Genomic DNA, 26,203 nt, shown 5'->3' on the forward strand with positions numbered 1-26,203 from the left:
GCCTATTTCAGCGAAACGCCGTAGGCTTCTTGCAGCCAGTTGGTCACGAAGGCCTTGGCTTCCGCAGAAACGATTGTGCCCGCCTTGGTCGCCTTGAGTGCGCCTTCGCCGACAAAAACATCGTATTTGCCAACGCGCTTGGCGGCGATTTTCGGGAAGTCCGGGCGCTTGCGCACGGCATCGAACGCGTCAGAGAACGTCTTTGCCACGTCATCCGGGGTGCCTGCGGGCAGGAAGGCGATCTTTTGCACCGGGAAACCGGCGACGAAGAAGGCTTTCCACGCATCCCATGCTTCGCCAGAGGTATCGCAGCCCTCGGTGGCTTCGCAGACTTCCTTGAATGTCGGCATGTCCGGGAAGGTCGGGTCGCGCACGATGTCGCCCGCTTCGTTCAGCGCGCCCCATGTCATCATCGGCACGGCCTTGCCCTGCGCGACCAGATCGGCAGAGGCACCGAGGTAGCTGGACGAGGTCTGGTAGTCGATGGTGGCCTCGCCGCGTTCGAACATCAGGCGGCCGTCACCGCGCCCCTTGATGCCAAAGACCGGCTCGACGTTCATGCCCAGCATCTTCCAGGCCAGCAGCGGAACGAGGTCAAGGCGTGTCGCCCCTTGCGAGCCATAGATGAAGTCGATGTCCTTGAGGTTGTTCGCCGAGCCGTCGAATTTCGCGCCGTCCTCCGGGTTGAGATAGGCGACACCGCCCGTGCCCGATGCCATGACCGGCACCCAGTCGGAATATTCGTAGCGCACACGCGGGTCATCCAGCAGATAGGGGAACTGGGTGGACCCGGAGGTGCCGAAAATCAGCGTCCCGTCATCGTATCGCTGTTCCTGGAACCAGTTCGCGCCCTTGGTCGATCCGGCACCCGGCATGAATTTCACCACCACGGTGGGGTTGCCCGGCAGCTCTTCGGACAGCAGCGGCGCAAAGAAGTTGGCCCATTTGGCCGAGCCACCGGTTTCCGAGAACGGGATGACCCATTCGATCGTCTTGCCGGAAAGGTCGATTTCAGCCAGCGCCGGGGATGCAAGAATGGTTGCTGCGGCAACCGAGGCTGCGAGTGTCTTGATGGTCATTGGTGTCCTCCCGTAGACCTGCCGCAACGGAACAAAGGCCCGGCGGTCCATGTATGTTCATTTCCAGGGAATGATTCCCTCCTCCAACAGCGCCAACATGCCATCTCAACCTTGCGCGAAACTTGCGCATCGTGACAAAGATATAGGCATGCGCATAGCAGTGATCGAAGACAACGAAGCATTGGCCCAAGGAATCGCTTTCCGTCTTAGGGACAGAGGGCACGCGGTTGACCTGCTGCACGATGGCCGCGAGGCGGACACGTTCCTCTCACAGGAGGGCGCGGATCTGGTGGTGCTGGACCTGAACCTGCCCGGCATGGACGGGATCGACGTACTGCGCGCCCTGCGGCGGCGGGGCGATGGTACGCCGGTGATCCTGCTGACGGCACGGTCCGAGACGGCGGAACGCGTCGTGGGGCTGGATGCAGGGGCGGACGACTACCTGACGAAGCCCTTCGAAATGGACGAATTGGAAGCGCGGTTGCGTGCCATGGCCCGACGCAAGAACCTCGAATTCACAGCAAAGGATAAGCTGGGGCCGCTGGTGTTTGAACGGACCGCACGGCAGGTGCTGAAAGACGATCATCCGCTCGATATCCCGCGCAAGGAAATCTCGACGCTGGAATGCTTGATGGAAAGGCGCGGGCGGATCGTGTCCAAGGCGCAGCTGATCACCCATGTCTACGGCACCGGCTCTGACGCCGAAGAAAGTGCTATTGAGCCGCATGTCTCGCGCCTGCGCAAGCGGCTCGAACCCTTTGGCCTCAGGATCAAAACCGCGCGGGGTCTGGGCTACATGCTGGAGGTCGACACTTAATGAGGGCGATGTCGCTGCGCCTTCGTCTGTTTCTTGTGATCCTGCTGCCGCTGTTTCTGGTTGCGATCCTGTTGGGTTGGTGGCGATTCGAAGTGGCGCAGCGCACCTCGGAAGAGTTGTTCGACCGAACCCTGCTGTCCGCGGCCTTGGCGATTTCGCGCGATGTCGCGATCTCCGAAGGCGATGCGCTTTCACCTGCCACCAGACAGGTTATCTCGGATGCGGGGGGCGGCGAGCTGTTCTATCACGTCACCGGTCCCGGCGGGATCTATGTGACGGGGTATGCTTATCCGCCGCGCCCCGAAACGCCTGTCGCGCGGGACCTGCCCTCCTACTATTTGGCCAACTATCGCGGCGAGGAAATGCGCGTCCTGCGCATGATCGAAAACCGCACTATTGGGACATTGACCGGCGACACGGTCGTGACGGTCTGGCAACGGGTCAACGACCGACGTGCCTTTGCCCGTGCGCTGGCCTTTCGTGCGGCGGCGCTTATGGCGGGCCTGATGGCGGCGCTGGCCCTGATCATCTGGTTTGGTGTGCAGATTGGCTTGCGGCCTCTGAACGATTTGCAGGCGGCGATCCGGCAGCGTTCCCCGGACGATCTCGGTCCGATCCGCCGCCCCGTGCCGAATGAGGTTTCTGGCATCGTGGCGACCCTGAACCGGCTGCTGGTACAAGTGCAGGACAGTATTGAAGCGCATCAGGCCTTCATCTCGGACGCAGCGCACCAGTTGCGCAATCCCGCAGCGGCAATTCTTGCCCTCGCCGAAACGCTTCCGCAGGTGCAGGACCCCGCAGAGCGCGCGAAATGCGAAAGGCAACTGGCAGATGCCGCGCGCAAATCCGCGCGTCTGTCCGAACAGTTGCTGTCTCTGGAACGGCTCCGCTACGATGACAGCACGGCCATGGAACCGTTCGACCTGAACTCGGTGGTCGAGGACGTCTGCCGAACCTTTGCTGCCAAGGCGCTGTCTCGTAACCTGGAGTTTGACCTCGTACTGGGCACGGCCCCGCTTCCCGTCATGGGCAATCCCGTTCTCATTGGCGAGGCCTTGATCAATATTCTCGACAACGCCCTTAAGCATGGTGGCGCAGCGATGAAGGCAATCAAGGTGCGGGCCTTTGCCGAAGACGACAGCGTGATGATCTCGATTCGGGATGATGGCGTCGGGATCCCGCCAAGCAAGGAGGGGACGGCCTTTCGCCGTTTCTCGCAGTTGCAGCACGGCGAGGGAACCGGATTGGGGCTCGCCATTGTGGAACAGGTGATGGCCAGGCTCGCTGGACGGGTCGATCTTGTGCCGACCGAAAAGGGAACGAAGTTCTGCCTTAAGTTTCCGCGCTACGAGCAGGCCTGAGACACAATTTCCGTTCCCACCTTGTTTGCTCAGCGGCGAGTCTGTACCGCCGCGCTTGGAAGGCCTCGACGTTTCGCCGTTCGATCCACAAAGTCACCTTGACCGCTCCCAATTGCTCTGCCGCCCGGCGCCCTGTTGGCGACAATCAGTGTTGCAATCGGCTATTCATTGCCTGGTAGGTGAACGGCGCCTATGGGTCAATCTTGCCAGAAACAACGTCAGCTTTCGGTGCTTCGCGGTTCGTTGTTTCGGATGCAGCATCCGTAAAAAAGGGCTCTTTCCGGCCGTTAGCTGCGTTTTCCACCAATGTCTGGTTCAGTGGTAAGCTCTGAGTTGTGTTGCGCTATAGGCTCGCCGTCATTGTGCAACGCAGCCTGCGTCTCGCCGTTGTCCCAGCGATACAGAAGGCCGATTTCTTCACCTGTTTTGATGCATGAAATACGGCCGATGGCTTCGGCCGTTGTGCGAACACTCGTAATTTCGGGCAATATCAGCCCCTCTTGTTTAATAACTCTTGTGGGTCGATTTCGAGAGCAAGTGCGATCCGCTCCAGAACATCGATTGATGCTGAATTTTTGGCGAGTTCGATCTCGCTGATATAGCTGCGATCTACATCCGCAGCCAAAGCTAGCTGTTCTTGGCTCAATCCTCTGGAATTTCTTAGATTCCGGACATTTAACCCTACTCGTTCCCGTAATTTCATGGCCTCTATTCGGCCAGATCACAAGAACCGCTCTACGGAATATATTCCACAAAGCGCGCGCGAGCATCACAAACACTATGCTCGCATATGGTGTAAAGGTCGGGATTTCAGGTAGCTTAACAATAATGCACTAATGTAGTCGAAAGGCATTTATTGATATGTGGTCCAGACTTATCAGAAATTGGAGCGCTGGAGCTGTCGTGGCTCTGCTCTCAGCTGTGGCTCCGCAGGCGGCTAAGGCCTATCAAGTAGACTGCGCCATTCTGCTTTGCCTGGCTGGTGGGTGGCCCGCGTCAGCAGAATGTGCCCATGCCCGTGCCGTGTTTATCCGTCGGATCACGCCCTGGCCGATTGAGCCGCCGTTGCAAATCTGGCGTTGTCCGATGGGTGTTTCTGAGCGTGTGCCTATGCAAAGCACGGCCCCGAAAATCTGGGAGGCCAGCAACCAATCAGGTCAGCAGCTCGCACAAGTCATTCTGGCACAGGTAGTCGAAGGTGGTGCCGATATCGACATCAGTGGTCTGGAATTCGATTTCGTACGCTCGATTCGTGTCTGGGATGTTCGGCACTACAGCCATCGCGAACGCGGTCGCGACGATGATTGTTCTGAGAGTTACAACATGCGCCTCGGGACCTATGGCACGCAGGGCGAATTCGGCTGGCAAAGCACGACACCAGCGGCCGCCCCGCAATGGGTTCTGCCGTCACGGCGCTGTTCATCATCGAATTGGCGACGAGGAGTTGGCGTGGAATGGGAAGATCACGAAGGTAACCACGGATATGAGTGGGTGGCCTACTAGGGCTATTCCCCGATGTCTTTCATGCGTTCCGCGATATCGCCCGCAATGCGCTCATACAGGGCGGCTTGCTTGTCCCTTGGCGTCCCAGGCTTTGGGTTTCTTCGACGGATGCGTTTGGCGAGCCAGAACAGCAGCCGCGCGGCTGGATCCGACGTCGCATCCGGTTCTGCAGCCGGGTACTTCTCCTCAAGGGCGACGACGATTTCCTGCGACAGGCTGCGCCGGTTCAGTGTGGCATGCGTTTCCAGACGCTTCTTCAGCGCGGCAGGAAGCAAGAGTTTGAATTGGACCAAGGCTTCTTCTTTCATGATTCCATGATGGACAATATTTGTCCTCAATGATATGGACATTTTATGTCCTTTTGTTGAGGTGTAAATATGAAGACAACCCAGTTCAAACTTAACCTTCCAGCGGACGTGAAAGCCTGGCTCGAAGAGGAGGCTGTGCGGAACTTACGCTCACAGGGCGCTCAGGTGGTGTCTTGTTTGCGGGCAGCCATGTCGCGGCAAGAAGCCGTGGGTGAGAGGGCTGAAAAATGAGCCCAAGCCATATTCAGCTGATTCCGACCCCAGAGCTTGCGCTTCTCTTCGGCTACAGTGAGCCGAGCGCGTCCTTCTATGACTTCTGCCGTAGGACGGGTATCGCTCCGGTGCCAGGGCGGCGCGGGTGGTATGATCCGAAACTCATTCGCGCGCGATTGGATGCTGTTCAGGGCATCAGCGCGGCAGAACGCGAGGCCACTTCGCAACCTAGCCTCGTTGCACAGCGGAGAGCGCGCCGTGCCCAGAAGTAACCTTCCCAGGGGCGTCCACCGTGTCCGGCGCAAAGTTGTGTCCGGTGTTCGCTACCATTTCTATGCTTGGCGGGGTGGCCCCAAATTTTGGGAAGGGACGGACCCAAACCCAAAGGAACCCGAGTTCTTCCATGCGTTTTCGCAGTGCGGTTCGCCCGTGAGCCCGGCCGAATATCTGACGACTCACTTGGTCGACGATTTTCTGTCCAGTGCGTCCTTGCCCAAGGCTGAGCGTTCAAAGGCTGATATCCGCAAGTGGCTAGAACTGTTCCGCGAGGAGTTCGGTGCCGATCCTGTCGCGATGTTCGAAGAGCGCGCCTCGCGCGGCGAGGTTAATAATTGGCGCAAGAAGTGGCTTCATTCGCCCAAGCAGCACGATATGGCGGGCACCCATGCGACGCGCGTCCTTAATTGGGCGGTGGAAGAGGGGAAGTTGAAAGAGCATCACTGTCACAAGCTTAAAAAGCTCTACCAATCGAACCGCACAGAAATCATCTGGACGAGTGGCGACATCGCCCAGTTCAACAAATTTGCGCCCAAATGGGTGCAGAGGATCCTGACCGCAGGATGCGAAACCGGTTTGCGGGCAGCTGATCTGGTTCAGGTCAAAATGGACCAATTCGAAGACACGCCGCACGGCAAGCGCCTTCGTTTCAGGACCAGTAAGCGCGGCCAGATCGCATATATCCCGGCCACTTCAGCCCTTGAGAAACTGATCGCAGAGACGCCGGAGGGCCAAGATGTGCTGCTGGTGTCAGAGCTTGGCAGGCCTTTGACGGCCCGTTGGGCATCGAACCAGATCACCAAGTGGCGGCGCGAAGCGGAGATCCCACCGTGGATCGATGGGCGCGAGAAGACTTTGTCCGATACGCGCGGGACAGCGGCGACAAGACTGCTGAATGCCGATCTGTCTTTGCGCCAAATCGCAGTTCTGATGGGGTGGTCGGTTCGCTACGCGGCGCAGGTAATCGAGCATTATGCGCAGGTTAGCCCGGACGAAAGCGATGCGGTTCTGCGCAAGCTCAATCGAGCGAAATCACTGTCTCAAGACACAAAAATGTAAACGCCCCTGTAAACGCAGGGCCTCAAGCACGGCAAGGAGTGATGTAAGTGATTGTTTTTAAATGGAGGCGAGTACCGGAATCGAACCGGTGTACACGGATTTGCAATCCGCTGCGTCACCACTCCGCCAACTCGCCTTTGTAAGTGTTTTCAAACACTTGTAGTGGTGTGCTCGGCGTTCTAGCAGCTTTCAGCGAGGACGTCCAGTGGGACGAGAAGCGAAAGTGGCGGTTGCGTTGAAAATTCTTTGGGATGCACGGGGCGGGACAAATCGCCGGAATGAGGCGCGTGCGGCCAAAGGGACATTGCCGCAACCCGCGGGATGTGGCAAAAGCCCGTAAGCCAAAGGAAATTACGAGCAATCAGATGACCAACTTCGCAGACCGCCGCCGCACCATGGTCGACACTCAGGTCCGGCCTTCCGACGTGACCAAGTTTCCCATCATCGACGCGATGCTGAGGGTCGAGCGGGAAAAGTTCGTGCCTGATGCACAGCGCGAGGCGGCCTATGCCGGAGATCTGATCGACCTGGGGGGCGGGCGACACCTGCTTGAGCCACGCACCCTGGCGAAGATGTTGGATTTTCTGAATATTTCGAAAGACGAAGCCGTTCTCGATATTGCTCCGGGGCTGGGATATTCGACGGCGGTGGCCGCGCGTATGGCGCAGCTGGTCGTTGCGGTCGAAGAGGACGGGCTGGCCGAAGAGGCGCAGTCGGCGCTGGTCGAAGCAGGAGCCGACAATGCGGTCGTGCATCAGGGTCCGTTGGTCGAGGGCGCCGCCGAACACGGCCCGTATGACGTGATCATGGTTCAGGGCGGTGTCGAAGACGTCCCGGAAGCGCTGTTGGATCAGCTGAAGGACCACGGGCGCATTGCCTGCGTGTTCATGGATGGCAATCTGGGGACCGTGCGCGTTGGACACAAGGTGAATGGCCGGGTCAACTGGCGAAATGCCTTCAATGCAAGCGCGCCGGTGCTGGCTGGTTTCGAGAAAGAAAGGGCATTTGTGCTATAGTCTCGAAATTTGATTTCAGCTCCTTCTTGCAACCACGTGGAATCACGCCCAAACTGGCGCAGAGGCAAGGCTGATTTACAAATAAGGGGCACTAGAATGCACAGAGCGACAGGGCGCAAGCTTGCAAAAGCGCTTGTTCTGACGATGGGCGTTTCGATTGCGGCAATTTCGCCGCGCGCGGGTATCGCGGATAACCTTACTGACGCGATGATCGGGGCATATAACACCAGCGGTCTGCTGGAGCAGAACCGCGCATTGTTGCGCGTCGCCGATGAAGATGTGGCGATTGCGCTTTCCGCACTGCGGCCAATCATCGACTGGACGGCGCGGATCAGGAGCACCACCAATCAGAACCAGACCAACGGTGTGTCGGCAAGCAACGATCGGAATGATTTTTTCACCGGATTGGAGTTGCGGCAGCTGGTCTATGATGGCGGGGCCTCGGTTCTGAACAAGCAATCCGCGCAGGAAACGGTTCTTGCCACGCGGCAAAGCCTTGTCGGTATCGAACAGGGTGTACTGCTCAGTGCTGTCAGGGCATATCTTGACGTATTGCTCCGGGAAGAGACGGTTGCCATCCGGCAGAACAACGTTCGGCTGCTCGGTGAAGAATTGCGGGCGTCCCAGGACCGGTTCGAAGTCGGCGAAGTCACGCGGACCGATGTGGCGCTTTCCGAATCCCGCCTGGCGAACGCGCGGGCAAACCTTGCCGACGCCGAAGGCGCGTTGACGACTGCGCGTGCCGAATATGTTAACGTTGTTGGCAAGGAGCCGGGGCGCACGGCGGGTCAGCCCCCGCTTGCCAGGCTCCCGAGTTCACTGAGCAGTGCGACCAATCTGGCGGCGCGGAACCACCCGGCCATTCTGTCAGCGCAGCATCAGGTGCGGGCGTTGGATCTTGCGGTGCAAGAGCAACGTGCAGGTTTGGGGCCGACCGTCAATTTTGAGGCTGACGCGGGCATCGTCGAGAATTTCGGCGACGATGATTACAGCGGCGATGCCGTTGTTCGGTTTCAGTTCCGGCAAAGGATCTATGCGGGCGGTCGGATCGCCGCCAACGTTCGCCGGGCCATGGCACAGCGCGATGCATCGCGTGCAAACCTGTTGAATGTGCAGAAAGACGTTACTCAGGATGTCAGCGACGCATACGCCCGGTATCAGACTGCAGGCGCCAGCCTTACCGCATCGAACGAACGCGTTCGCGCTGCACAGGTCGCATTTGACGGAATTCGCGAAGAGGCGACACTTGGTGCGCGCACAACTCTGGACGTTCTGACTGCTGAACAGGATTTGCTGGATGCGCAACTGGCGCAAGTCGCGGCGCGAACTGAAAGGGCGGGGGCGTCATACCAGTTGTTGCAAGCCCAAGGTCTGCTCACTGCCGAGCAATTGGGGCTGGCTGTTCAGATCTATGATCCAACGCTATATTATAACCTCGTCAAGAAAGCTCCTGCGCAGATCAGCAAGCAGAGCCGGGACCTGGATCGCGTCCTGAACGCGCTTGGAAGGAAATAGGCGTGGGCGCATCCGTTGTGGCGCGACCGCAAGTTCGCTAAACTCAACCCATAGGGTAGGAGTGTTGTCAGAGAATGTCGGATCCCGTGACAAAAGCCGAAGCTGAGGACGTTCTGTCGTCGATCCGCCGTCTTGTTCGTGAGCAGGACGGGGACCAGAACGTGCCTGCGCAGAAGGCGCGCAGAAAGCCCGGACGGCTTTTGCTGACGCCAGCATTGCGTATTGCCGACACCTCTGAAGGCAGGAAACTCGCCCGTGCACCTCTGGTGTTGGGGCGAGCGCAGCAGGTTGCGGATTCAGCCGACCATGCGGCAACCCGGCAGCACGACACCGGTTCCGGAAATTCGACGCATCAATCGTTTGAAAGCCGTTCGCAGCCTGAACCTTCGCCTGTAGCGGCAACTCCTGAGGAAAAAGCAATCGGGAAGCCAGGCTTTGACGATGGGGTGATACGGGTGGAACCGGCGATCAGCCTCAGCGCCAAGATCGAGGCGCTGGAGGCCGCAATTGCGCAGACCGACGACCAGTGGGAGCCTGACGGAGAAGGCACGGACGCTTATGCCGGAACCCGGACCGGGACGATGGAGTGGGACGAGGACGATCGCCTGTCTCTGAGCGAAAGTGGCAGTGTCGAGGAACCGCCAGAGCCAGCCAGACCCGTCCCCTATGTTCTGGAGAATGAGCCCGTGACTGACGAGGAGTATCGACCTGCCGCCAAAGTCGCCGACGGCGCTCTGGATGACGATTTCTATGACTATGATGACGAAGACATGCTGGATGCGGACTATGCGCAGGCGGCAGAGGCCGTGATCGACGAAGAAGCCTTGCGTCAGCTAGTGGTGGATATTGTCCGCGAAGAGCTTCAGGGTCCGCTGGGCGAGCGGATCACCCGCAACGTGCGCAAGCTGGTGCGCAGGGAAATACACCGGGCTCTGGATTCCCAGGATCTGGAATAGCACTCTTTACCTGCGTTTGGGTTCTTCGGCCAGCTTCAGCAACTGATCAAGGTCCATGTGCCGCTCCAGATGGTCGGCGAGCATTTCCAGCGTTTCCTCGACACCGTCTTCGTAACCGTTTTGCGACTGCACGCCCAAACCGGCCAGAAAGCTGGCGCGGAACGGATCGGATGAAAACAGGCCGTGCAGATAGCTGCCGCGTATGCGCCCGTCGGGGTTGGTGGCGCCTTCGGGACGGCCATTGATGTCCAACCATGCGCGGGCGCAGTCGGGGCCTTGGGTGCGCCCGATGTGGATCTCGTATCCGTTGACGGGTTCGCGGTGTGGCAGGGCCACTGCCTCGGTCAAGGTCACTTGCTTGTCTCCGACCATCACGGTGTGGACATCCAGCAGGCCCAGCCCCTCGACCCGGCCTTTGAACCCTTCGATGCCGTCGGGGTCGTCGATGCTTTTGCCCAGCATCTGATATCCGCCGCAAAGTCCCAGAACGTGACCGCCGCGCCGCACGTGGGCATAAAGGTCGATATCCCAGCCTTGCGTCCGGAAATAGGCCAGATCCCCGATGGTCGACTTGCTGCCAGGCAGCAGCACTAGATCGGCATCGCCGGGCAGGGGGCGTCCGGCGGGAATGATTTCGACGCTGACATCCGGTTCCGCCGACAACGGGTCGAGATCGTCGAAATTCGCCATCCGTTCAAGCTGTGGCACCACGATTTTGCAGGTACCACCGGTGTGAGAGCGGATATCCATCATGTCCTCGGCGGGCAGTTTCCAGGCATCGTTGAACCACGGAACAACCCCCAGACAGGGCCAGCCGGTGCGGTTGGCGATGTCGTCGCGGCCCTCGTCAAAGAGCGACACATCGCCCTTGAAACGGTTGATGGCAAACCCCCGGATCATCGACAGATCTTCGGGGGTCAGAACTGCCTGAGTGCCGACGATCTGTGCGATGACGCCGCCGCGATGGATGTCACCGACCAGCACCACGGGCACGCCTGCGGCGCAGGCAAACCCCATGTTGGCGATGTCGCCTTTGCGCAGGTTGGTTTCGGCAGGGCTGCCTGCGCCTTCGATCAGCACGAGATCAGCGTCGGAACATAGCCGATCGAAGCTTTCCAATGCGGCGCCGAGAAGTTTAGATTTATCTTTGCGGTAATCACCTGCCTTCATCGTTCCGGCACGTCTGCCATGAACGATGATTTGCGCCCCGGTGTCAGTTTCGGGTTTCAGCAGGATTGGATTCATATCCGTATGTGTGGCGCGTTTGGCTGCTCGTGCTTGCAATGCTTGCGCGCGCCCGATCTCGCCACCGTTTGCAGTGACAGCGGCGTTGTTGGACATGTTCTGCGGCTTGAACGGCGCCACCCTGAGACCGCGCCGGGTAAATGCGCGGGCCAGTCCAGCAACGAGCATCGATTTTCCGACATTGCTGCCGGTGCCCTGAATCATGATGGCGCGAACCATGCGGTGCCTCCTTCTTGCGACAGCACATCACCCGAAATTGTGGCCGGGGAAAAGGCCCGGACAGCACTTAAATGGCGGCAAAACCGACATATCGGGACATGGCGCAGGAAACTGCGGCGACAAAAAAGCGCGCCGTCAATCGGGCGCGCTTTTGAATGGGCGAAATCAGATTTACGCCGCTTCGGCCTGCATAGCTGCGTTGCGACGTTCGCTTTCCTCGCGCGACAACGCAACCGATGTGCGGATGCCGCGGCCTACGAATTCCATCAGGCCGCTTACAACGCGTTCGTTCGGGTCGATCCCGGCACAGGTCAGCACTTCGCGCCCGTCGCGTGAACGGGCCCAGCGGGCGATCTGTTCCGGGCCATTGCCATATTTCTTGTCGTCGGCGATGGCATCATCCAGTGCGGCCAGTACGACAGCCGCAAACAATTTCCGAGCACGGTTGCCCTGCTCGTTGTTAAAGGCGGTGCCGTCAACGAAATCTCTCATCTCGTCTTCCTTGTTGTTCTTGCTCTTGCAATTTTCGGCGTGGCGTTCCTTATGACCGATGAAGCGTGATTCGGATACACCTAATATGCATAGTTGCGTTGCGTAAACTGCATGGCTCGCTGCAACTGCAGCACTAGGTGTCGTTGTCTTGCCAGGTCCGGTCCCGCCAGATATAGGGTCGCCGAACGGCGCATCAACCATGTGTGAAGGAAATATGTAATGCCCAAGATCAATGGGAACGAAATCCGCCCCGGCAACGTGCTGGAGCATAACGGCGGACTTTGGGCCGCGGTCAAGGTGGATCATGTGAAGCCGGGCAAGGGCGGGGCCTTTGCCCAGGTCGAGATGCGCAACCTGCGCAACGGTTCGAAACTGAACGAGCGCTTCCGGTCGGCGGACAAGGTCGAGCGGGTCCGGCTGGAGCAGAAAGATCAGCAATTTCTGTATGAAAGCGATGGGATGCTGGTGTTCATGGATGCCGAAACCTATGAACAGATCGAATTGCCTGCGGATCTACTGGGCGAGCGCCGCCCTTTCCTGCAGGACGGCATGACCATCGTCGTCGAGTTTTATGAAAGCGAAGCGCTGAACGCCACGCTGCCGCAGAAAGTCACCTGCAAGATCGTGGAAACCGAGCCGGTGGTCAAAGGACAGACGGCGGCGAATTCGTTCAAGCCGGCGATCCTCGACAACGGCGTCAAGGTGATGGTGCCGCCGTTTGTCGGGCAGGACGAAATGATCGTCGTGAATACCGAGACCATGGAATATTCCGAGCGCGCATAACGTAACGTCATGTGATCCGGGATTTTTGAATGCCCGCCAAAGCTGAATGTGGCGGGCATTTTTTATCGCCGTACGGCCTGACCTTCGAAGATTTCCAGAATCAGTTCATACTTGATCCGGTTGGCGCTGACCTGACGATAAAAGGCGATCAGGAATGCGGTCGGGCCCTGAATACGCGTCAGACCGCTTGTTGCGGCAACAACCGTGCCGACGTCGGTCTTGCCATTCAGCACCAGCCATCCGCCAAGCATCAGAACCCCCACCGTTCCGGCACCATTGATGGTACTGAGCAGGAATTTGGCCGACAGCTTCCACAGGAACATCTGGCGGCGCGTATCATAAATCGCGTCAAAACGGTCGGTGACCGCCTGAACTGCATCCTCGATATCCCGCGCCGTCAATTGATCGGTCGCCGCCCGCAGGATGCGGACACGCTCGGCGACAAATTTGTTGACCTTGCGCTGCGAAATCAGAACGATCACGACCTGCGGAAGGATCATCGACAGGGCGATCAGGCCCAAGCCGGGTTGAGTTGACGAGATATAGCCGATCACACTGATCAGCGTACCGACCTGTACGACCGGGTCTGAAAACGCACCGCCTGCAAACTTGCCCAGTTCTTCGGCCTCTGCCGAGATTGCGGTGGCCAGAGTGCCCTTGCGCACCTGTTGATCCTGTTCTTCCACTTCGGACGCGCGCCCAAGCAGCCTTTGTCGGATCAGGCGAATGATGTCTTCGCCCAATATGCCGGATCGAAATCCCATCAACCATTTCAGAACAAGGCTCACAAGGATGACCCCCATCATCCCCAGGCCGAGCAGGACAAGCTGTTCCTTGTCGATCTGGCCCGAGGTCAGGTGGTTGACAATGTCGCGCTGAAATTCGAGCGGGACCGCCGCCAGCGCGGCAATCGCGATGGACAGGATAATCAACACGATCTGGCGGCCTGAACTGACGCGCCAGATGGCGGAGTAGAGTTGAAACATGAGTGCGCCCCTATCCGGTTTGTAAACGGAGTTTGGCGCGGGAGGAGGTGGAGTTCAAACCGAGTTTTGCGATGTGTTCTGGCGCGGTGTTCAGGCGGGCAGGCGGACTTGAGCGGTGCCGGCAATCATTTCACCCTGCGCCCGGTTCAGGCGCAGGTAGGCAATGGCCTTGCTGCCGGCGCGGGTAAACAACGTGCCGACCGATTTCCCGTCGGCGGTGATGTCAGTCCCAACCGGCGCGTCACCATCGATTTCGACGATTTTCAACCCTTTGCGCAACTCGGTCTTGTGCTTCATGCGTGCAGTGACTTCCTGGCCGACATAACAGCCCTTTTTGAAATCCACGCCGTTCAGAATTTCGAAACCCGCTTCAAGAATATAACAGTCAGGGGTCAGTTCGATGCCGGTTTCGGGAATGCAATGTGCTACCCGGATCGAGTTCCAATCGGTGCCGTCGTCGCCTTCCGGCATGTTTGCATAGGCGCGCCAGCCCATGTCCGGGTGGCGGGGGTCTGTCAGGGCTCCGGTGGGTTTTGTACCTGTGCCGCGTTGCAGGTGCAGGCCGCTGTCGGCGATTGTCACATCGGCGCGCAGCTTGTACATGCTGAGCCGTTTGATCAGGCCGTCGGCTAGTTCCTCGGCCACGTCTAGCAGGATGCCGTCACCGTCGCGGGCCAGAAAGAAATCGGCCAGATACTTGCCCTGAGGGGTCAGCAGGGCGGCATAGACCAGGCCATCCTTCAGCCGCGCGATATCATTGGTGATCAGGCCCTGCAGAAAGGATTCGATATCTTTTCCGGTGAGGCGCAGGATTCGGCGGGTGGGCATGGTGCAAGTCCTCGTCAATCGTCTGGGCCGTTGATATAGGAGAACCCGTGACCATGACCAGAGGTGACGGACGTGCCAGCCCCGATCAGCATCGTGATCCCGACTCTGAACGCGGCGGCCAGCCTGCCGGATACGTTGGCGGCGTTGTTCGAAGGGTTGCAGGCCGGGTTGATCCGCGAACTGATCGTCAGCGACGGAGGCTCGGAAGATGCCACGCTGCAGATCGCCGAAGCGGCCGGAGCGGTGATCGTAACCGGGCCGCCGTCGCGCGGTGGCCAGCTGCGGCGCGGGTGTGACATGGCGCAGGGGGACCGGCTGTTGGTGCTGCATGCCGATACGGTTCTGGAACCGGGGTGGAGCGAGGCCGTGGCCGCACATATGCACATGTCGCGGGCGCCTGCGACATTCTTTTTATCATTTCATGACAAAGGGTTACGCCAGAATTGGGTGGCCGGATGGGCCAACCTGCGCAGCCGCGCTTTCGGGTTGCCCTATGGTGATCAGGGTCTGCTGGTGACGCGCGTGGACTACACCAAGGCGGGCGGGTTTCCCGACCAGCCGTTGATGGAGGATGTGGCGATGATCCGGGCCTTGCCGCGTGTCAGAATGCTGCCGGTGCGGGCGACGACCAGTGCGGAAAAGTACCAGCGGGCCGGATGGTTCCGGCGGGGCGCGCGCAACCTGTGGACGTTCACGCGCTATTGTCTGGGGGCGGATCCTGAACGGCTGGCGCGGGAGTATCGGCGCTGAGGCTGCGGCGCAGTTCGACCAGCGATTTGCCAAGTCGAAACGGTGCGGCGAAGCTGACGAGGCAGAGCGCGACGATCTGCAGGATCAGGATATGAGCGTTGTCCTGCAGGTATTGCCATTCGTCCCGCAGCTTGCCGACCTGTTCGATCAGGTCGTCATAACTTTGTGCCAGTATCGTGTAATCCCCTGCAATTGCAGGGACTTTTCGGCGCAGATTGTCAATCGCCGTCTGGGTCGGTTCGTCCAGTGTGGTGAAGACGAGAAACTGATCGATGTTGAACGCATCGGCCTGCGCCACCATGTCGTGCATCTCGTCCATCTCATCCTTGGCCTTGCCGCCAAAGAGAAAATGCAGACCCTGCAGGGGGGCGACCTCGTTGGTGACTTCGATGAACAGGGGCAGTTCGGCATTGCTGGCGGTGGAGGCCGAGAGGAACTCGACCTTGTCGCATAATGTAGCAATATCAACATCATAGGCCGGATCGCAAAAGCGCAGCCGGAACCGGGCGGCGTCGCGGTCAAAGGCTTGCGTGGCGGCAAAGGCCACGTCGATCTGACGGTCCAGGCGCGAGCTGTCGGTGGTATAAAGCCCTGCCAGAACAGCAACCAGGGCACCGATGCCGCCCAGAACGACCCAGACCAGATCGGCCAGTTTCCACGCTCTGTGACCGGCGGGTTTGCGAAAGAAGAACGCGGTGCCGACCGATCCGATCAGAAAGAACAGGATCAGCAGGGGCAACTGGTTGTCGGTTATGAACATCATGCGGCGGAGTTTACGATGTGCGCGGGTTTTCGCAACGGTCCTCACGAAGATGTAGGAGCGGCGCGAATTGAGCGAATTGTACAGGTTTTCAGGGGCGTGTTGTGCGAAATGTACAGGTTATTTCGGTGATCTCCGGGCGGACCCAAGCCCGGCCCGGAGGGGGTGCCATCAGACGGGCACCGGCATTCGGCGCTTGATCAGGGCAGGCGGTTGAAACACCGTTCCGCCCGTTGGGCCGGGCTTTCCGGGCTGGCAGGAACGGGAACATCGCTCAGTCTGAAGCGGTTGATTTCTTCGGGCGACATCCAGTGGACATTGTCGGGTCCCGCCACTGTCAGAGTGTACCAGTAGAACGATTCAGGAATGCCGATCTTGCGATAGAAGTTCAGATAGAGCTGATGTTCGGGGGCGTCGCGTGGCAGGTCCGCGCCGGTGTCGACAGCCAGGCCAAAAAAACCCGCAGCCCAGGAGTGCACCCCGACACAGGCGCCGGATTCGATCACCCGGTGTCGGCCCATCAGCGCCATGTCGGTGCCGCCCGAGGCGACCAGACCATTCGCCGGTACCACCGTCTTGAAGCCCTCGGACCGGACGTAGCTGGTGAGCTGATTCAGCGAGTTCTCGTCATCGGCCGACCCGGGAACAAAAAGCAGCGATATGGTATCTGCCTGCGGGCTGCCCGCGCGGGCCTGACGCAGGCTGTCAACGGTGGTGTCGTCAATGACCCCGGTCATGACAAGCTGATGGTCGCGGGCGGTGAATTCGGTTTGCGGATATCCGCAACCGGCAAGAAGCAGGCTGGCCGCGGCCAGCGCCGGTTTGATGTATCTCAGGTTGATCATGCACAGCCTTTCTCTGCCTGAACCCGTCGGAGGATATCCAGACGCTCTTCGATCTCGTCGACCGTTATGGCGTCGATATCGCTGTCGAGAAGAATATCGTCGTCGCCGGTCAGGATCGCGGCGGTTGTGCTGATCGCCAGATCCGTTTCTGCGCCGCGCAGCTGGGATTGCAGAACCGCGCGTTCCTGCCCGAGCGATATACAGTCTCGTGCCCGGTAGTCGGCGGCGATTTCTTCGGGGGTGGTGCATGCGGCAAGGCCCATGAGGACCAATCCGTTAATAAGCAGTATCTTTTTCATTTTTGCCTGATTGCTTTGTTGAAATGAGACCCCGCAAGGCGAGGCCGGGAGTGTCAATAGCCGAAACATGGACGCTGTCACGCCCCGCCATGGTCAAGAATGCATCACATCAGATAAAGAAAAGGTCAGAAACTCAGCCCCTGGGTTCAGAGTGTGACGATTGCAGAAACCCGGACAGTCCTTCCGGTCTGGGTAGGGGGGACGTTCGTTTGCTCTGCCGAGAGTGCCTGCGCGCATCACCCTACGGATTGCGGCGCGGCGGCGGGCTGAAGCCCGCCCTACGGTTCGTGGAAACGCCTCGCCCAATCCAATGCATGATGCACGGCATCATGCACGCGCTTGGCCCGCCCCGTCATGGCCTATGGCGTGCCTTCGGCACCACGCGGGCGCGTTTCGCCCCGCCCTCGGGCCGGGCGCGAGCTTCGTGGTTGGGGTAGGATGGGTGTTTACACCCATCGCCGCGTTGGCGGACTTACGAATGATGGGTGTGAACACCCATCCTACGCCTGTGCGCGGGTTTTGGTGGAATAGCGGTCAGTTGAAAACCCACCCTACAGCATGCTGAGCGCTTACTCTTTTGATAAAACAGAGCCTTGATTGGGCAATTGAGACCAATCCGTCCATGCTCCCCAGATCGCGGTTACCGCCAGTACGAGAGTTAAAGTAAAAATCAGCCAATTGTGCCGAATATTGTCATTATGGCGTTGTTGCTCAACTTCATGTTCTGAAATCGATTGAAGGGAACGAGGATTCAGTCGAAATAGAGATCGTTCATCACATGAAAGATCATTCGACGAGACCAGTGAGTTCAGAATCATTTTGAACCTGGCGAATGCAGTCGATGAGTTTGGGTGATTAAATGCGCGTTGGCCGTGAATTCGTTGAAAAAGATTCCATGCGCTTATTCCACTTGCACCTGCCGCTGCAAGCGGGTCGTCTTCTACTCTATTAATGTGAATTTCTACTATTTCCTTAAGAACTTCTATTCTGTCTGTTCGAAATCTTAGCTGGGAGTTAAAACGTCTTTGTGTCCACCATTCCTTCAGTAGTACCCTGAGATGCAGTAGAGAAGCTTGTCCAAAGAAAAAACTTATTGCCCCATCATATTTAATTCTAACGCTCCTATAATGATGAGTAATTTCCAAAGAGGCGTTGTTCAACTCAGTGGCAGGTATTGAGATTTCTTCCTCGTACTGGCTTCCATTCCACCGGAGTCCGGATATCTCTTGGTTTTCAAAACTTTCAATAAAAATGTCTCTATTTTCACCTTCGCTGAACTTTAACGAAGCGGAGAAATAGTCAATGCTATGCCAATTCTCCCGGTCTATTGAAAATCTCTGGGGTGTAGGTTTTCTCAGTGCGCATTTTATCGCTCTCCTCTTCAAGAAAATATCCATCATTTTTTGTTTTATTGACTAAACATCCAACTCCTCCACGAACCGGGCGTTCTCCTGGATGTACTGGAAGCGCAGTTCGGGTTTCTTGCCCATCAGGCGTTCGACCAGGTCGCCGGTTTCGCCGGGTTCGTCCTCGTCGATGGTGACCCGGATCAGTTTGCGCGATTTCGGGTCCATCGTGGTCTCTTTGAGGTCCTTGGCGTCCATCTCGCCCAGACCCTTGAAGCGGCTGACGTCGATCTTGCCCCTGCCGCCCAGACCTTTTTCCAGCCATGCGTCGCGTTCGGGTTCGTCCAGGCAATAGACCCGGTGGGCGCCTTGCGTCAGGCGGTAGAGCGGCGGGCAGGCGAGATAGAGGTGGCCCGCGTCGATCATCGGGCGCATCTGGGTGAAGAAGAAGGTCATCAGGAGCGCGGCGATATGCGCGCCGTCGACATCGGCGTCGGTCATGATGATGATCTTGTCATAACGCAGGTCGTCGATGTTGAACTTGCTGCCAAGCCCGACGCCCAGCGCCTGTGTCAGGTCGCTGATTTCGGCATTGGTGCCCAGTTTCGAGGAGGCCGCGCCCAACACGTTGAGGATCTTGCCGCGCAGGGGTAGCAGGGCCTGGGTTTTGCGGTCGCGGGCCATCTTGGCCGAGCCGCCCGCCGAATCGCCCTCGACGATGAACAGCTCGGTGCCGTCGCGGCTGGTGGCGGAGCAATCGACCAGCTTGCCGGGCAGGCGCAGTTTCTTGGTGGCCGACTTGCGGGCGGTTTCCTTTTCCTGACGGCGGCGCAGGCGTTCCTCGGCGCGCAGGATCAGGAAGTCGAGGATGGCGCCGGCGGATTTGGTGTCGGCGGCGAGCCAGTTGTCGAAATGGTCGCGGACCGAGTTTTCGACCAGCCGCTGTGCCTCGACCGTGGCGAGGCGGTCCTTGGTCTGGCCGACGAATTCGGGTTCGCGGATGAAACACGAGACCAGCGCGCAGCCGCCGGTGGTCAGGTCATCGCGGGTGATCTGGCCCGCTTTCTTGTTGTTGATCAGCTCGCCATAGGCCTTGATGCCCTTGACGATCGCGGCCCAGAAGCCGGATTCGTGGGTGCCGCCCTCGGGGGTGGGAACGGTGTTGCAGTAGGACTGGATGAAGCCGTCGCGCGAGGGCGTCCAGTTGATCGCCCATTCGACCTTGCCGGGGGTGCCGAATTTCTCGTTGAAATCGACGGCGCCGGCAAAGGGCTGATCGGCATAGGTGGAGGAGCCGTTCATCGTCTCCTTGAGGTAATCACTGAGGCCGCCGGGGAAGTGGAACGTGGCTTCGAGCGGGGTTTCGCCGTCGTCGATGGCGGATTTCCAGCGAATTTCGACGCCCGAGAAGAGATAGGCCTTGGAGCGGATCGACTTGAACAGGCGGGCCGGTTTGAAGCGGTGGTGGCCAAAGATTTCCTCGTCGGCATGGAAGGTGACGGTGGTGCCGCGCCGGTTGGGGGCGGCGCCGATCTTTTCCACCGGGCCGAGCGGCAGGCCGCGCGAGAATCGCTGTTCGTAAAGTTGCTTGTCGCGGGCCACCTGCACGACCATGGAATCGGAGAGCGCGTTGACCACGGATGCGCCGACGCCATGCAGGCCGCCCGAGGTCTGGTAGGCCTTGCCCGAGAACTTGCCGCCCGCGTGCAGGGTGCACAGGATCACCTCGAGCGCGGATTTGCCGGGGAACTTGGGGTGCGGGTCGATGGGGATGCCGCGGCCGTTGTCGCGCACGGTGAGCGCGAAATCGGCGTGCAGTTCGACCTCGATCCGGTTGGCGTGGCCGGCCACGGCCTCGTCCATCGAGTTGTCGAGGATCTCGGCCAGCATGTGATGCAGCGCGCGCTCGTCGGTGCCGCCGATATACATGCCGGGGCGTTTGCGGACGGGTTCCAGACCTTCGAGCACCTCGATGGAGGAGGCGTCGTAAGTGGTGGAGGCGGGTGCGCTCAACAGATCTTCGGGCATGGGGCTGCTCTTGTTATCAGGTTTGGCCCATTATGGCAGGTGATGTGGTCGGTTGGAAGAGGGGCGCGAGGTGTTGTGGGCAATTGGCCCGATTTGCGCGGTGCGACCTGTGCCGGTCCGGCTGCTGGCAATCGGAATTTGCCAAATGAATTGCGCACCCTAGAGTAGTTTCAAAGTGATACAAGGATTTGACATCCGGCTGCAGTCATGTGGCCGAAACCGGAAAGGGAATTGGTGGAATGAATTTTCAACTGATTGCAGCGGCCTGCGTCGCGGTTTGTGCGGCGGGCAAGGGTATCGCGCAGGAGAATGCGGACACTATTTATACCGGCGGGCCAATCCTGACCATCAACGACGCGCAACCGGTGGCCGAAGCCGTGGCGGTAAAGGACGGCCGCATTCTGGCCGTCGGCGATCTGGCGGATCTTCTGGCGCTTCAGGGCGATCAGACCGCTGTCTTTGACCTGGAGGGGCGCACGATGCTGCCCGGCTTTGTCGACAGTCACGGGCATGCGGTGATGGGGGGGCTGCAGGCGCTGTCGGCCAACCTGTTGCCGCCGCCAGATGGGCCGAATGCGGATATCGCGTCGATACAGAAATCACTGTCCGATTGGCTGGCGGAGAACCGGGACATCGTCGACCGGGTCAACCTGATTGTCGGGTTCGGTTATGACGAAAGCCAGCTTGTCGAAAAACGCCCGCCCACGCGATACGAGCTGGACGAAGTATCAACCGAGCATCCGATCATCATCGTGCATCAGTCGGGTCATTTTGGCGTTGCCAATTCGAAGGCGCTGGAGGTGGCCGGCATAGGTGCGGGTGCAACGCCGCCGCCCGGCGGCGTGATCCGGTTTGACGAGAATGGCGAACCCAACGGCGTGCTGGAGGAAAACGCATTCTTTGGCGTTCTCATGCCCTTGATCGGCGGTCTTGGCGCCGAAGGCATGCAGGAATTCGCCCGGGCCGGGACGAAATTATGGGCGAGCTTTGGCTATACGACCGGGCAGGAAGGACGTTCGACGCCAGAGGTGGTGGAAACGTTGAAGCTGGTGGCGGCGGCGGGGGAAATTCCCATCGATGTCGTGGCCTATCCGGATGTTCTGGTGGACCGGGATTATATCGCGGCCAACGCGTCGAAAACTTACGTCGATGGCGTTCGCGTCGGGGGCGCCAAACTGACCATCGACGGTTCGCCACAGGGGTTCACGGCGCTGCGCGACAGGCCATACCATGATCCGGTCGGGGACTATCCGCCGGGATATGCCGGTTATGCCGCCGCAACCATGGAGCAGACCCTGGACGCCGTTCACTGGGCTTACGAGAACGGCATCCAGATCTTGACGCATTCAAACGGTGAAGGGGCGTCTGACATGCTTCTTGCCGCCATCGCGGCGGCGCAGGAGGAGTTCGGCGCCATCGAAACGCGCCCGGTGCTTGTTCACGGCCAGTTCCTGCGGGAAGATCAGGTCGACACCATCAAGGCGCTTGGAGTGTTCCCGTCGCTGTTTCCCATGCACACGTTCTATTGGGGGGACTGGCACCGGGATCACACGGTCGGGCCGGTCAATGCGGACAATATCTCGCCCACGGGCTGGGTGGTTGATCGGGGGATGATGTTCGGCTCGCACCATGATGCGCCGGTGGCGTTCCCCGACAGCATGCGCATCCTTTCGGCCACGGTCACGCGGCGGACCCGGTCGGGGGACATTCTGGGGCCGCACCAGCGCGTCGACGTTCCGACGGCGCTGAAGGCGATGACGATCTGGCCCGCCTGGCAGCATTTCGAGGAAGACGACAAGGGTTCGATCGAGATTGGCAAACTGGCGGATTTCGTCCTGCTGTCGGACAATCCCCTGTCGGTCGAACCGGAGGCGTTGGCGGAAATCGATGTGCTGGCGACCATCAAGGAGGACAGGGTTGTCTATCAGGCCGAAGACGGGGTCAGGAAGGGGGATTTGAACAGCGGAGCCCTGTTCGGGGATCCGCATGCGTCGCATGGTTTTCTTGAAGCGATGCAGCGCGCGTTTGGGGCCCTTTGAGCGTGTTCGAGCGATCGGGGTCATGAAATGCGGCGGCGGGCGAGGGGCCAGCCCCTCGCGCTCTCCGGGGTATTGGAGACCAGAAAGAAGCGGCTGAGGGTGGCGGAAACGGATGAGTTTGCATGCGTTGGAAGGTCGGCAGCAATGCGGTCGCGGACATGGTGCGGTTGCCGTCGCCGCGTCCGGCCCATCGGGGTCGGGGTATCGTTCGCGAAATGAGCGGAACATGGAATTGGATTGGCGTGGATCCGCACGTGTCTGCGAAGAGGCGGCGCAGAAATCATGTCGCGTTGAAGATTTGGCCGGGACTTGGGAGAGTGGCAAGGCAAGATGACCAAACTTTGGGCGAGATTGTCTGAGGTCTTCGTAAACAGGAGAACAAAATGCTGCGTATGGCGATCATGGCTGTTGCCGTTGGGATGGTGTCCGGCGCTGCTACGGGGCAGGAGAGATACGATCTGGTGATAACGGGTGCCCGAGTGATCGATCCCGAGACAATGCTGGATCAGGTGCGCAATATCGGCATCAGGGGCAATGAAATCGCCATCGTCACGCCGGACCCGATCACGGGGACCGACCAGATCGATGCTGGCGGTCTGATTGCCGCGCCCGGTTTCATCGACTTTCACGCGCATGGGCAGGACCCGTACAGTGAAAAGGTTTCGATTTTTGACGGCCGCACGACGCAGATGGATCTTGAGGCCGGGGCCCTGCCGGTGTCGGTCTATTACGATGCCAAGTCCGGGGTATCCCTGGCCAATTACGGTGTGTCCGTGGGCCATGCCTCGGCGCGGCTGCTGTTGATGGACGGGGTGGAGTCGCATGGCAGCCCGATGATGACCCACGCCCTTGAAAAGGCCGGAGAGACAGGAAACCGCTGGTCTGTCGACAAGGCCACCGATACGCAGCTTGACGAGATCGACGCGCTTGTGAGGAACGGCATTCATGATGGCGGTCTCGGTATCGGGGTCATGGTCGGCTATTATCCATCGGCGCGCAGCGAAGGCATTTTGCGAATGGCCGACGTGGCTGCGGATGAGGGCAGTTTTTTGACCACCCACCCCCGATATCTGAGCAACATCGCCCCGAGCGGTCTGCTGGGACAGGAAGAATTCATCGCGTTGTCAATGGCCTATGATGTGCCACTGGTGTTGCATCATGTGCCCACCAATGCGCTGTCCGACACGCCTGCCGCGCTGGCGATGATCGATCGGTCCAATGCGAACGGAGGCGAAATCCTTGCCGAGGCGTTTCCCTATGTCAAAGGGTCGAGTTTCATTGCCGCCGAGATCCTGTCGCCCGGTTGGCAGGAACGGACGGGCATGGATTATTCCGACCTGACATGGGTCGAAACCGGGGAAACGCTGACCGAGGAGACGTTCAACAGGTACCGCGCTGAAAGGCCCGACGGGTTTTTCGTGATGGAGCATATCAAGGAGAAAGACATGCTGGCCGCGGTCCTGCATCCCGATGTGATCATCGGCAGCGACGGCATGCCCCTTGTCGATGCCGACGGGCATTCGCTGCCATTCGATGCACCATTCGGGGCGGGCAATGGTCATCCGCGCAGCGCCGGAACATTCGGCACCTACCTTCGGCTCGCCATCGACGATGGTGGCCTCACCATGCCGCAGATCATCGCCAAGACCTCGTTCCTGCAGGCGGAGTTCCTTGAGCAATTTGCCCCGTCGATGGCTAGACGCGGCCGGATTCAGGCCGGGACCTTTGCTGACATCACCATCTTTGACCCGGATGAGGTCAATGGAATGGCGGGTTATGAAGCCGGCACGAACAGCCTCGCCTCGGTAGGGTTCCGGCATGTGATCGTGAACGGGCAGCCGGTGATCCGCGACGGCGCGTTGGTTCCCGGTGTTCATCCCGGACAAGCAATACGGGCTGGTGAATGAGCGCCGCCCGGAGTTCAGAGCGACTTTGGAGACGACCGCGACAACGGTCGGACATGCATGGGCTGATAAGTTCGTTCGGATAACGGGAGGAGCAGGTGCCGTCACAGCGAAGAATTGACGTCAACGACAAGATGCAGACGGGGTACAGCTATGTGCTGGAGGCCCCGATGGGCGCGGATTTCGCGCCGGGGTTCGAGCCGTATTATTCACCCGGGCAGATGCTGGAAATGGGCGTGTTCGAAGGCAAATACTGTACCGATTGCGGCGATGAGTTTCCGCCCGACTGGTTCGAGAACGCGAAGCTCAGCGACATACCGGACCCCAAGGTCAATTATTTCGGGGTGAAAAGCCGCCAGCCCCTGAGCCATTGGCGGGAAAAGGGCTGGATCGTGGGGCCGGACCCGCGCGGGTGGTTTCAATGGTATTGCCGTTACTATCTGGGCCGGCGTCTGCCCGAGGTGGATGCGGTTCAGATCAAGCGGTGGCGGGCGTTTGCGCGGCACCGGGGCCAGATCCTTGCCAATTGCTATCCCGGCGATTTGTTCTGCCGTCCGCGCCAGCGTCAGGCGCTGTTGCAGTGGGCTTATGATCCGATGATCTGAAGGGGAAAGCCCCGGCATTCATCAGCGTGTTCATCGAAATAGTGTACGTTTCTAGATGGTTGGCGATGCCATCGGCGGCTTTCTGGCAGGTTGGAGCTTCCCGATGCGTTTTGCAATTATTGCGCCCGCGCTATACGTGATTGCCGGGACAGGCAGGATATATGCGTTTCCATGGGTGGGTCGGCAGCCAAATTTTAGGTCTCGAAGCGTATGCGGATCCTCTCTAGGCTGTGGGAGATTTGACGAGCAAGAGGGAAGTGAAACCAGATGAGTTGGATCAGGACGGTGCCGTTCGAGCAGGCCACGGGCAAGTTGCGCAAGCTGTATGAGCGGGTGACGGGGCCGGGGAACAACGTGGACAACATCATGATGGCGCATTCACTGAGGCCGCATTCGATGGAAGGGCATATGGTGCTGTACAAGAACGTACTGCATCACACCGGCAACCGGGTGCCCAAGTGGTTTCTGGAAACGCTGGGGGTCTGGGTCAGTTCGCTCAACGGCTGCGGCTATTGCGTGGAGCATCATTTCCAGGGATTGCAGCGCCTGTTGGGGGATGCGACGCGGGGCGATGCGATCCGGGCGGCAATCGAGGCGCGGCGGCTGGAAGAGGCGCCTTTGGATGCGGCGCAGGTTGTGGCGATGGGATATGCGCGCAAGCTGACCGAGACGCCCGAAGCGATGATCGAGGCGGACGTCGCGGCGCTGCGGCGGGCCGGGTGGGAGGATGGCGAGATCCTGGAGATCAACCAGGTCTGTGCCTATTTTTCTTACGCGAACCGGACGGTGCTGGGGCTGGGCTGTTCGACCGAGGGCGACATTCTGGGGCTGTCGCCGAACAACTCGGATGATCCCGACGATTGGGGACATCGGTAAAGGGCGGGAGCGAGAGGCGCTGCCCCACCGCCATTGACGCTTGAACCAATGGCGCACCAATGGTGGCTCGCCGGGGTATTTGAGACCGGAAAGAA

26 protein-coding genes and 1 tRNA gene are annotated in these 26,203 nt (G+C 59.4%); 13 read left to right on the plus strand and 14 right to left on the minus strand.

Annotation, left to right across the window (positions count from 1 at the left end):
* Positions 1-2: 2 nt before the first annotated feature.
* A complete protein-coding gene (locus tag AC2FMY_RS04685) occupies positions 3-1,079 on the minus strand; it encodes a tricarboxylate transporter (RefSeq protein WP_480748579.1) in 1,077 nt (358 codons plus the stop codon).
* Positions 1,080-1,227: 148 nt separating this feature from the next.
* Here AC2FMY_RS04685 and AC2FMY_RS04690 point away from each other — a divergent pair, with 148 nt between their 5' ends.
* Positions 1,228-1,896 (plus strand): response regulator transcription factor, encoded by a 669-nt coding sequence (locus AC2FMY_RS04690; RefSeq protein ID WP_480748580.1) that lies wholly within the window; start codon positions 1,228-1,230, stop codon positions 1,894-1,896.
* 8 nt (positions 1,897-1,904) lie between these two features.
* Positions 1,905-3,257 carry a sensor histidine kinase N-terminal domain-containing protein gene (locus tag AC2FMY_RS04695; RefSeq protein WP_496807045.1) on the plus strand — a complete coding sequence of 451 codons (1,353 nt, stop codon included), beginning with the start codon at positions 1,905-1,907 and terminating at the stop codon, positions 3,255-3,257.
* A gap of 287 nt (positions 3,258-3,544) precedes the next feature.
* Here AC2FMY_RS04695 and AC2FMY_RS04700 read toward each other — a convergent pair whose 3' ends face one another.
* Together AC2FMY_RS04700 and AC2FMY_RS04705 are read right to left on the minus strand one after the other, a co-directional pair.
* On the minus strand, positions 3,545-3,745 hold the full coding sequence (locus AC2FMY_RS04700) for a hypothetical protein (protein ID WP_058260737.1): 201 nt from the start codon (positions 3,743-3,745) through the stop codon (positions 3,545-3,547).
* Positions 3,746-3,747: 2 nt separating this feature from the next.
* Positions 3,748-3,960, minus strand: coding sequence for a helix-turn-helix domain-containing protein (locus tag AC2FMY_RS04705; RefSeq protein ID WP_058260738.1), 213 nt, complete (start codon positions 3,958-3,960; stop codon positions 3,748-3,750).
* A 158-nt stretch (positions 3,961-4,118) separates the two neighbouring features.
* Between AC2FMY_RS04705 and AC2FMY_RS04710 the strand changes: the two genes are divergently transcribed.
* A complete protein-coding gene (locus tag AC2FMY_RS04710) occupies positions 4,119-4,760 on the plus strand; it encodes a hypothetical protein (RefSeq protein ID WP_496807046.1) in 642 nt (213 codons plus the stop codon).
* 2 nt (positions 4,761-4,762) lie between these two features.
* Here AC2FMY_RS04710 and AC2FMY_RS04715 read toward each other — a convergent pair whose 3' ends face one another.
* Positions 4,763-5,068 carry a hypothetical protein gene (locus AC2FMY_RS04715; RefSeq protein WP_131727396.1) on the minus strand — a complete coding sequence of 102 codons (306 nt, stop codon included), beginning with the start codon at positions 5,066-5,068 and terminating at the stop codon, positions 4,763-4,765.
* Between the two features lie 642 nt (positions 5,069-5,710).
* Between AC2FMY_RS04715 and AC2FMY_RS04720 the strand changes: the two genes are divergently transcribed.
* Complete coding sequence (locus AC2FMY_RS04720) at positions 5,711-6,616, plus strand: tyrosine-type recombinase/integrase (protein ID WP_496807047.1); 906 nt, start codon at positions 5,711-5,713, stop codon at positions 6,614-6,616.
* Between the two features lie 62 nt (positions 6,617-6,678).
* Here AC2FMY_RS04720 and AC2FMY_RS04725 read toward each other — a convergent pair.
* Positions 6,679-6,752, minus strand: a tRNA-Cys gene (locus tag AC2FMY_RS04725).
* A 229-nt stretch (positions 6,753-6,981) separates the two neighbouring features.
* Here AC2FMY_RS04725 and AC2FMY_RS04730 point away from each other — a divergent pair.
* From AC2FMY_RS04730 to AC2FMY_RS04740, 3 genes are all read left to right on the plus strand, one after another.
* Positions 6,982-7,632, plus strand: a complete 651-nt coding sequence (locus AC2FMY_RS04730; RefSeq protein WP_480749588.1) for a protein-L-isoaspartate O-methyltransferase family protein — start codon at positions 6,982-6,984, stop codon at positions 7,630-7,632.
* 96 nt (positions 7,633-7,728) lie between these two features.
* Complete coding sequence (locus AC2FMY_RS04735; RefSeq protein WP_496746283.1) at positions 7,729-9,147, plus strand: TolC family outer membrane protein; 1,419 nt, start codon at positions 7,729-7,731, stop codon at positions 9,145-9,147.
* 74 nt (positions 9,148-9,221) lie between these two features.
* Positions 9,222-10,103, plus strand: a complete 882-nt coding sequence (locus AC2FMY_RS04740) for a hypothetical protein (RefSeq protein ID WP_496746285.1) — start codon at positions 9,222-9,224, stop codon at positions 10,101-10,103.
* A 6-nt stretch (positions 10,104-10,109) separates the two neighbouring features.
* On the opposite strand, the gene AC2FMY_RS04745 is transcribed toward AC2FMY_RS04740, so the two are convergent.
* A complete protein-coding gene (locus AC2FMY_RS04745; protein ID WP_496746287.1) occupies positions 10,110-11,567 on the minus strand; it encodes a cobyric acid synthase in 1,458 nt (485 codons plus the stop codon).
* A gap of 171 nt (positions 11,568-11,738) precedes the next feature.
* Positions 11,739-12,059, minus strand: a complete 321-nt coding sequence (locus tag AC2FMY_RS04750; RefSeq protein ID WP_480749592.1) for a DUF6280 family protein — start codon at positions 12,057-12,059, stop codon at positions 11,739-11,741.
* 219 nt (positions 12,060-12,278) lie between these two features.
* On the opposite strand from AC2FMY_RS04750, the gene efp reads away from it, so the two are divergent.
* Entirely contained in the window at positions 12,279-12,842 is a 564-nt protein-coding gene (gene efp, locus AC2FMY_RS04755; protein WP_480749593.1) for an elongation factor P, read from the plus strand.
* Between the two features lie 62 nt (positions 12,843-12,904).
* Here efp and AC2FMY_RS04760 read toward each other — a convergent pair whose 3' ends face one another.
* Positions 12,905-13,828: an ABC transporter transmembrane domain-containing protein gene (locus tag AC2FMY_RS04760; RefSeq protein ID WP_496807048.1), complete on the minus strand. Its 924-nt coding sequence runs from the start codon at positions 13,826-13,828 to the stop codon at positions 12,905-12,907.
* Between the two features lie 90 nt (positions 13,829-13,918).
* Positions 13,919-14,656, minus strand: a complete 738-nt coding sequence (ygfZ, locus tag AC2FMY_RS04765) for a CAF17-like 4Fe-4S cluster assembly/insertion protein YgfZ (protein WP_496807049.1) — start codon at positions 14,654-14,656, stop codon at positions 13,919-13,921.
* Positions 14,657-14,728: 72 nt separating this feature from the next.
* Here ygfZ and AC2FMY_RS04770 point away from each other — a divergent pair, with 72 nt between their 5' ends.
* The gene (locus AC2FMY_RS04770; RefSeq protein WP_496807050.1) at positions 14,729-15,406 is read left to right on the plus strand and encodes a TIGR04283 family arsenosugar biosynthesis glycosyltransferase; all 678 of its coding nucleotides are present in this window, start codon (positions 14,729-14,731) and stop codon (positions 15,404-15,406) included.
* Here the strand turns inward: AC2FMY_RS04770 and AC2FMY_RS04775 are convergent.
* From AC2FMY_RS04775 to parE, 5 genes are all read right to left on the minus strand, one after another.
* Complete coding sequence (locus tag AC2FMY_RS04775; protein WP_496748248.1) at positions 15,348-16,169, minus strand: hypothetical protein; 822 nt, start codon at positions 16,167-16,169, stop codon at positions 15,348-15,350. The two genes, AC2FMY_RS04770 and AC2FMY_RS04775, sit on opposite strands and share 59 nt — an antisense overlap.
* 197 nt (positions 16,170-16,366) lie before the next feature.
* The gene (locus AC2FMY_RS04780; RefSeq protein ID WP_496748249.1) at positions 16,367-17,011 is read right to left on the minus strand and encodes an alpha/beta hydrolase; all 645 of its coding nucleotides are present in this window, start codon (positions 17,009-17,011) and stop codon (positions 16,367-16,369) included.
* The gene (locus tag AC2FMY_RS04785; RefSeq protein WP_496807051.1) at positions 17,008-17,310 is read right to left on the minus strand and encodes a hypothetical protein; all 303 of its coding nucleotides are present in this window, start codon (positions 17,308-17,310) and stop codon (positions 17,008-17,010) included. Before AC2FMY_RS04785 ends, AC2FMY_RS04780 begins: the two co-directional genes overlap by 4 nt.
* 569 nt (positions 17,311-17,879) lie before the next feature.
* The gene (locus AC2FMY_RS04790) at positions 17,880-18,710 is read right to left on the minus strand and encodes a hypothetical protein (protein ID WP_496807052.1); all 831 of its coding nucleotides are present in this window, start codon (positions 18,708-18,710) and stop codon (positions 17,880-17,882) included.
* 15 nt (positions 18,711-18,725) lie between these two features.
* Entirely contained in the window at positions 18,726-20,684 is a 1,959-nt protein-coding gene (gene parE / locus AC2FMY_RS04795; RefSeq protein WP_496807053.1) for a DNA topoisomerase IV subunit B, read from the minus strand.
* A gap of 239 nt (positions 20,685-20,923) precedes the next feature.
* Here parE and AC2FMY_RS04800 point away from each other — a divergent pair, with 239 nt between their 5' ends.
* The 4 genes from AC2FMY_RS04800 (at position 20,924) to AC2FMY_RS04815 (ending at position 26,108) form a co-directional block, all read left to right on the plus strand.
* Positions 20,924-22,723 (plus strand): amidohydrolase, encoded by a 1,800-nt coding sequence (locus AC2FMY_RS04800; protein ID WP_496807054.1) that lies wholly within the window; start codon positions 20,924-20,926, stop codon positions 22,721-22,723.
* 383 nt (positions 22,724-23,106) lie between these two features.
* Complete coding sequence (locus AC2FMY_RS04805) at positions 23,107-24,630, plus strand: amidohydrolase family protein (protein WP_496807055.1); 1,524 nt, start codon at positions 23,107-23,109, stop codon at positions 24,628-24,630.
* Between the two features lie 95 nt (positions 24,631-24,725).
* Positions 24,726-25,232, plus strand: coding sequence for a hypothetical protein (locus tag AC2FMY_RS04810; protein ID WP_496748255.1), 507 nt, complete (start codon positions 24,726-24,728; stop codon positions 25,230-25,232).
* A 267-nt stretch (positions 25,233-25,499) separates the two neighbouring features.
* Positions 25,500-26,108, plus strand: a complete 609-nt coding sequence (locus tag AC2FMY_RS04815; protein WP_496807056.1) for a carboxymuconolactone decarboxylase family protein — start codon at positions 25,500-25,502, stop codon at positions 26,106-26,108.
* The last annotated feature ends 95 nt before the right edge of the window (positions 26,109-26,203 follow it).

Source organism: Ruegeria sp. YKSE079, from assembly GCF_059612845.1.

Coding starts and splice junctions, on each gene's coding strand:
- AC2FMY_RS04685 (WP_480748579.1), bottom strand. CDS start 1,079: ATGACCATCAAGACACTCGCAGCCTCGGTTGCCGCAGCAACCATTCTT.
- AC2FMY_RS04690 (WP_480748580.1), top strand. CDS start 1,228: ATGCGCATAGCAGTGATCGAAGACAACGAAGCATTGGCCCAAGGAATC.
- AC2FMY_RS04695 (WP_496807045.1), top strand. CDS start 1,905: ATGTCGCTGCGCCTTCGTCTGTTTCTTGTGATCCTGCTGCCGCTGTTT.
- AC2FMY_RS04705 (WP_058260738.1), bottom strand. CDS start 3,960: ATGAAATTACGGGAACGAGTAGGGTTAAATGTCCGGAATCTAAGAAAT.
- AC2FMY_RS04710 (WP_496807046.1), top strand. CDS start 4,119: ATGTGGTCCAGACTTATCAGAAATTGGAGCGCTGGAGCTGTCGTGGCT.
- AC2FMY_RS04715 (WP_131727396.1), bottom strand. CDS start 5,068: ATGAAAGAAGAAGCCTTGGTCCAATTCAAACTCTTGCTTCCTGCCGCG.
- AC2FMY_RS04730 (WP_480749588.1), top strand. CDS start 6,982: ATGACCAACTTCGCAGACCGCCGCCGCACCATGGTCGACACTCAGGTC.
- AC2FMY_RS04735 (WP_496746283.1), top strand. CDS start 7,729: ATGCACAGAGCGACAGGGCGCAAGCTTGCAAAAGCGCTTGTTCTGACG.
- AC2FMY_RS04740 (WP_496746285.1), top strand. CDS start 9,222: ATGTCGGATCCCGTGACAAAAGCCGAAGCTGAGGACGTTCTGTCGTCG.
- AC2FMY_RS04745 (WP_496746287.1), bottom strand. CDS start 11,567: ATGGTTCGCGCCATCATGATTCAGGGCACCGGCAGCAATGTCGGAAAA.
- AC2FMY_RS04750 (WP_480749592.1), bottom strand. CDS start 12,059: ATGAGAGATTTCGTTGACGGCACCGCCTTTAACAACGAGCAGGGCAAC.
- efp (WP_480749593.1), top strand. CDS start 12,279: ATGCCCAAGATCAATGGGAACGAAATCCGCCCCGGCAACGTGCTGGAG.
- AC2FMY_RS04760 (WP_496807048.1), bottom strand. CDS start 13,828: ATGTTTCAACTCTACTCCGCCATCTGGCGCGTCAGTTCAGGCCGCCAG.
- ygfZ (WP_496807049.1), bottom strand. CDS start 14,656: ATGCCCACCCGCCGAATCCTGCGCCTCACCGGAAAAGATATCGAATCC.
- AC2FMY_RS04775 (WP_496748248.1), bottom strand. CDS start 16,169: ATGATGTTCATAACCGACAACCAGTTGCCCCTGCTGATCCTGTTCTTT.
- AC2FMY_RS04780 (WP_496748249.1), bottom strand. CDS start 17,011: ATGATCAACCTGAGATACATCAAACCGGCGCTGGCCGCGGCCAGCCTG.
- AC2FMY_RS04785 (WP_496807051.1), bottom strand. CDS start 17,310: ATGAAAAAGATACTGCTTATTAACGGATTGGTCCTCATGGGCCTTGCC.
- AC2FMY_RS04790 (WP_496807052.1), bottom strand. CDS start 18,710: ATGATGGATATTTTCTTGAAGAGGAGAGCGATAAAATGCGCACTGAGA.
- parE (WP_496807053.1), bottom strand. CDS start 20,684: ATGCCCGAAGATCTGTTGAGCGCACCCGCCTCCACCACTTACGACGCC.
- AC2FMY_RS04800 (WP_496807054.1), top strand. CDS start 20,924: ATGAATTTTCAACTGATTGCAGCGGCCTGCGTCGCGGTTTGTGCGGCG.
- AC2FMY_RS04805 (WP_496807055.1), top strand. CDS start 23,107: ATGCTGCGTATGGCGATCATGGCTGTTGCCGTTGGGATGGTGTCCGGC.
- AC2FMY_RS04815 (WP_496807056.1), top strand. CDS start 25,500: ATGAGTTGGATCAGGACGGTGCCGTTCGAGCAGGCCACGGGCAAGTTG.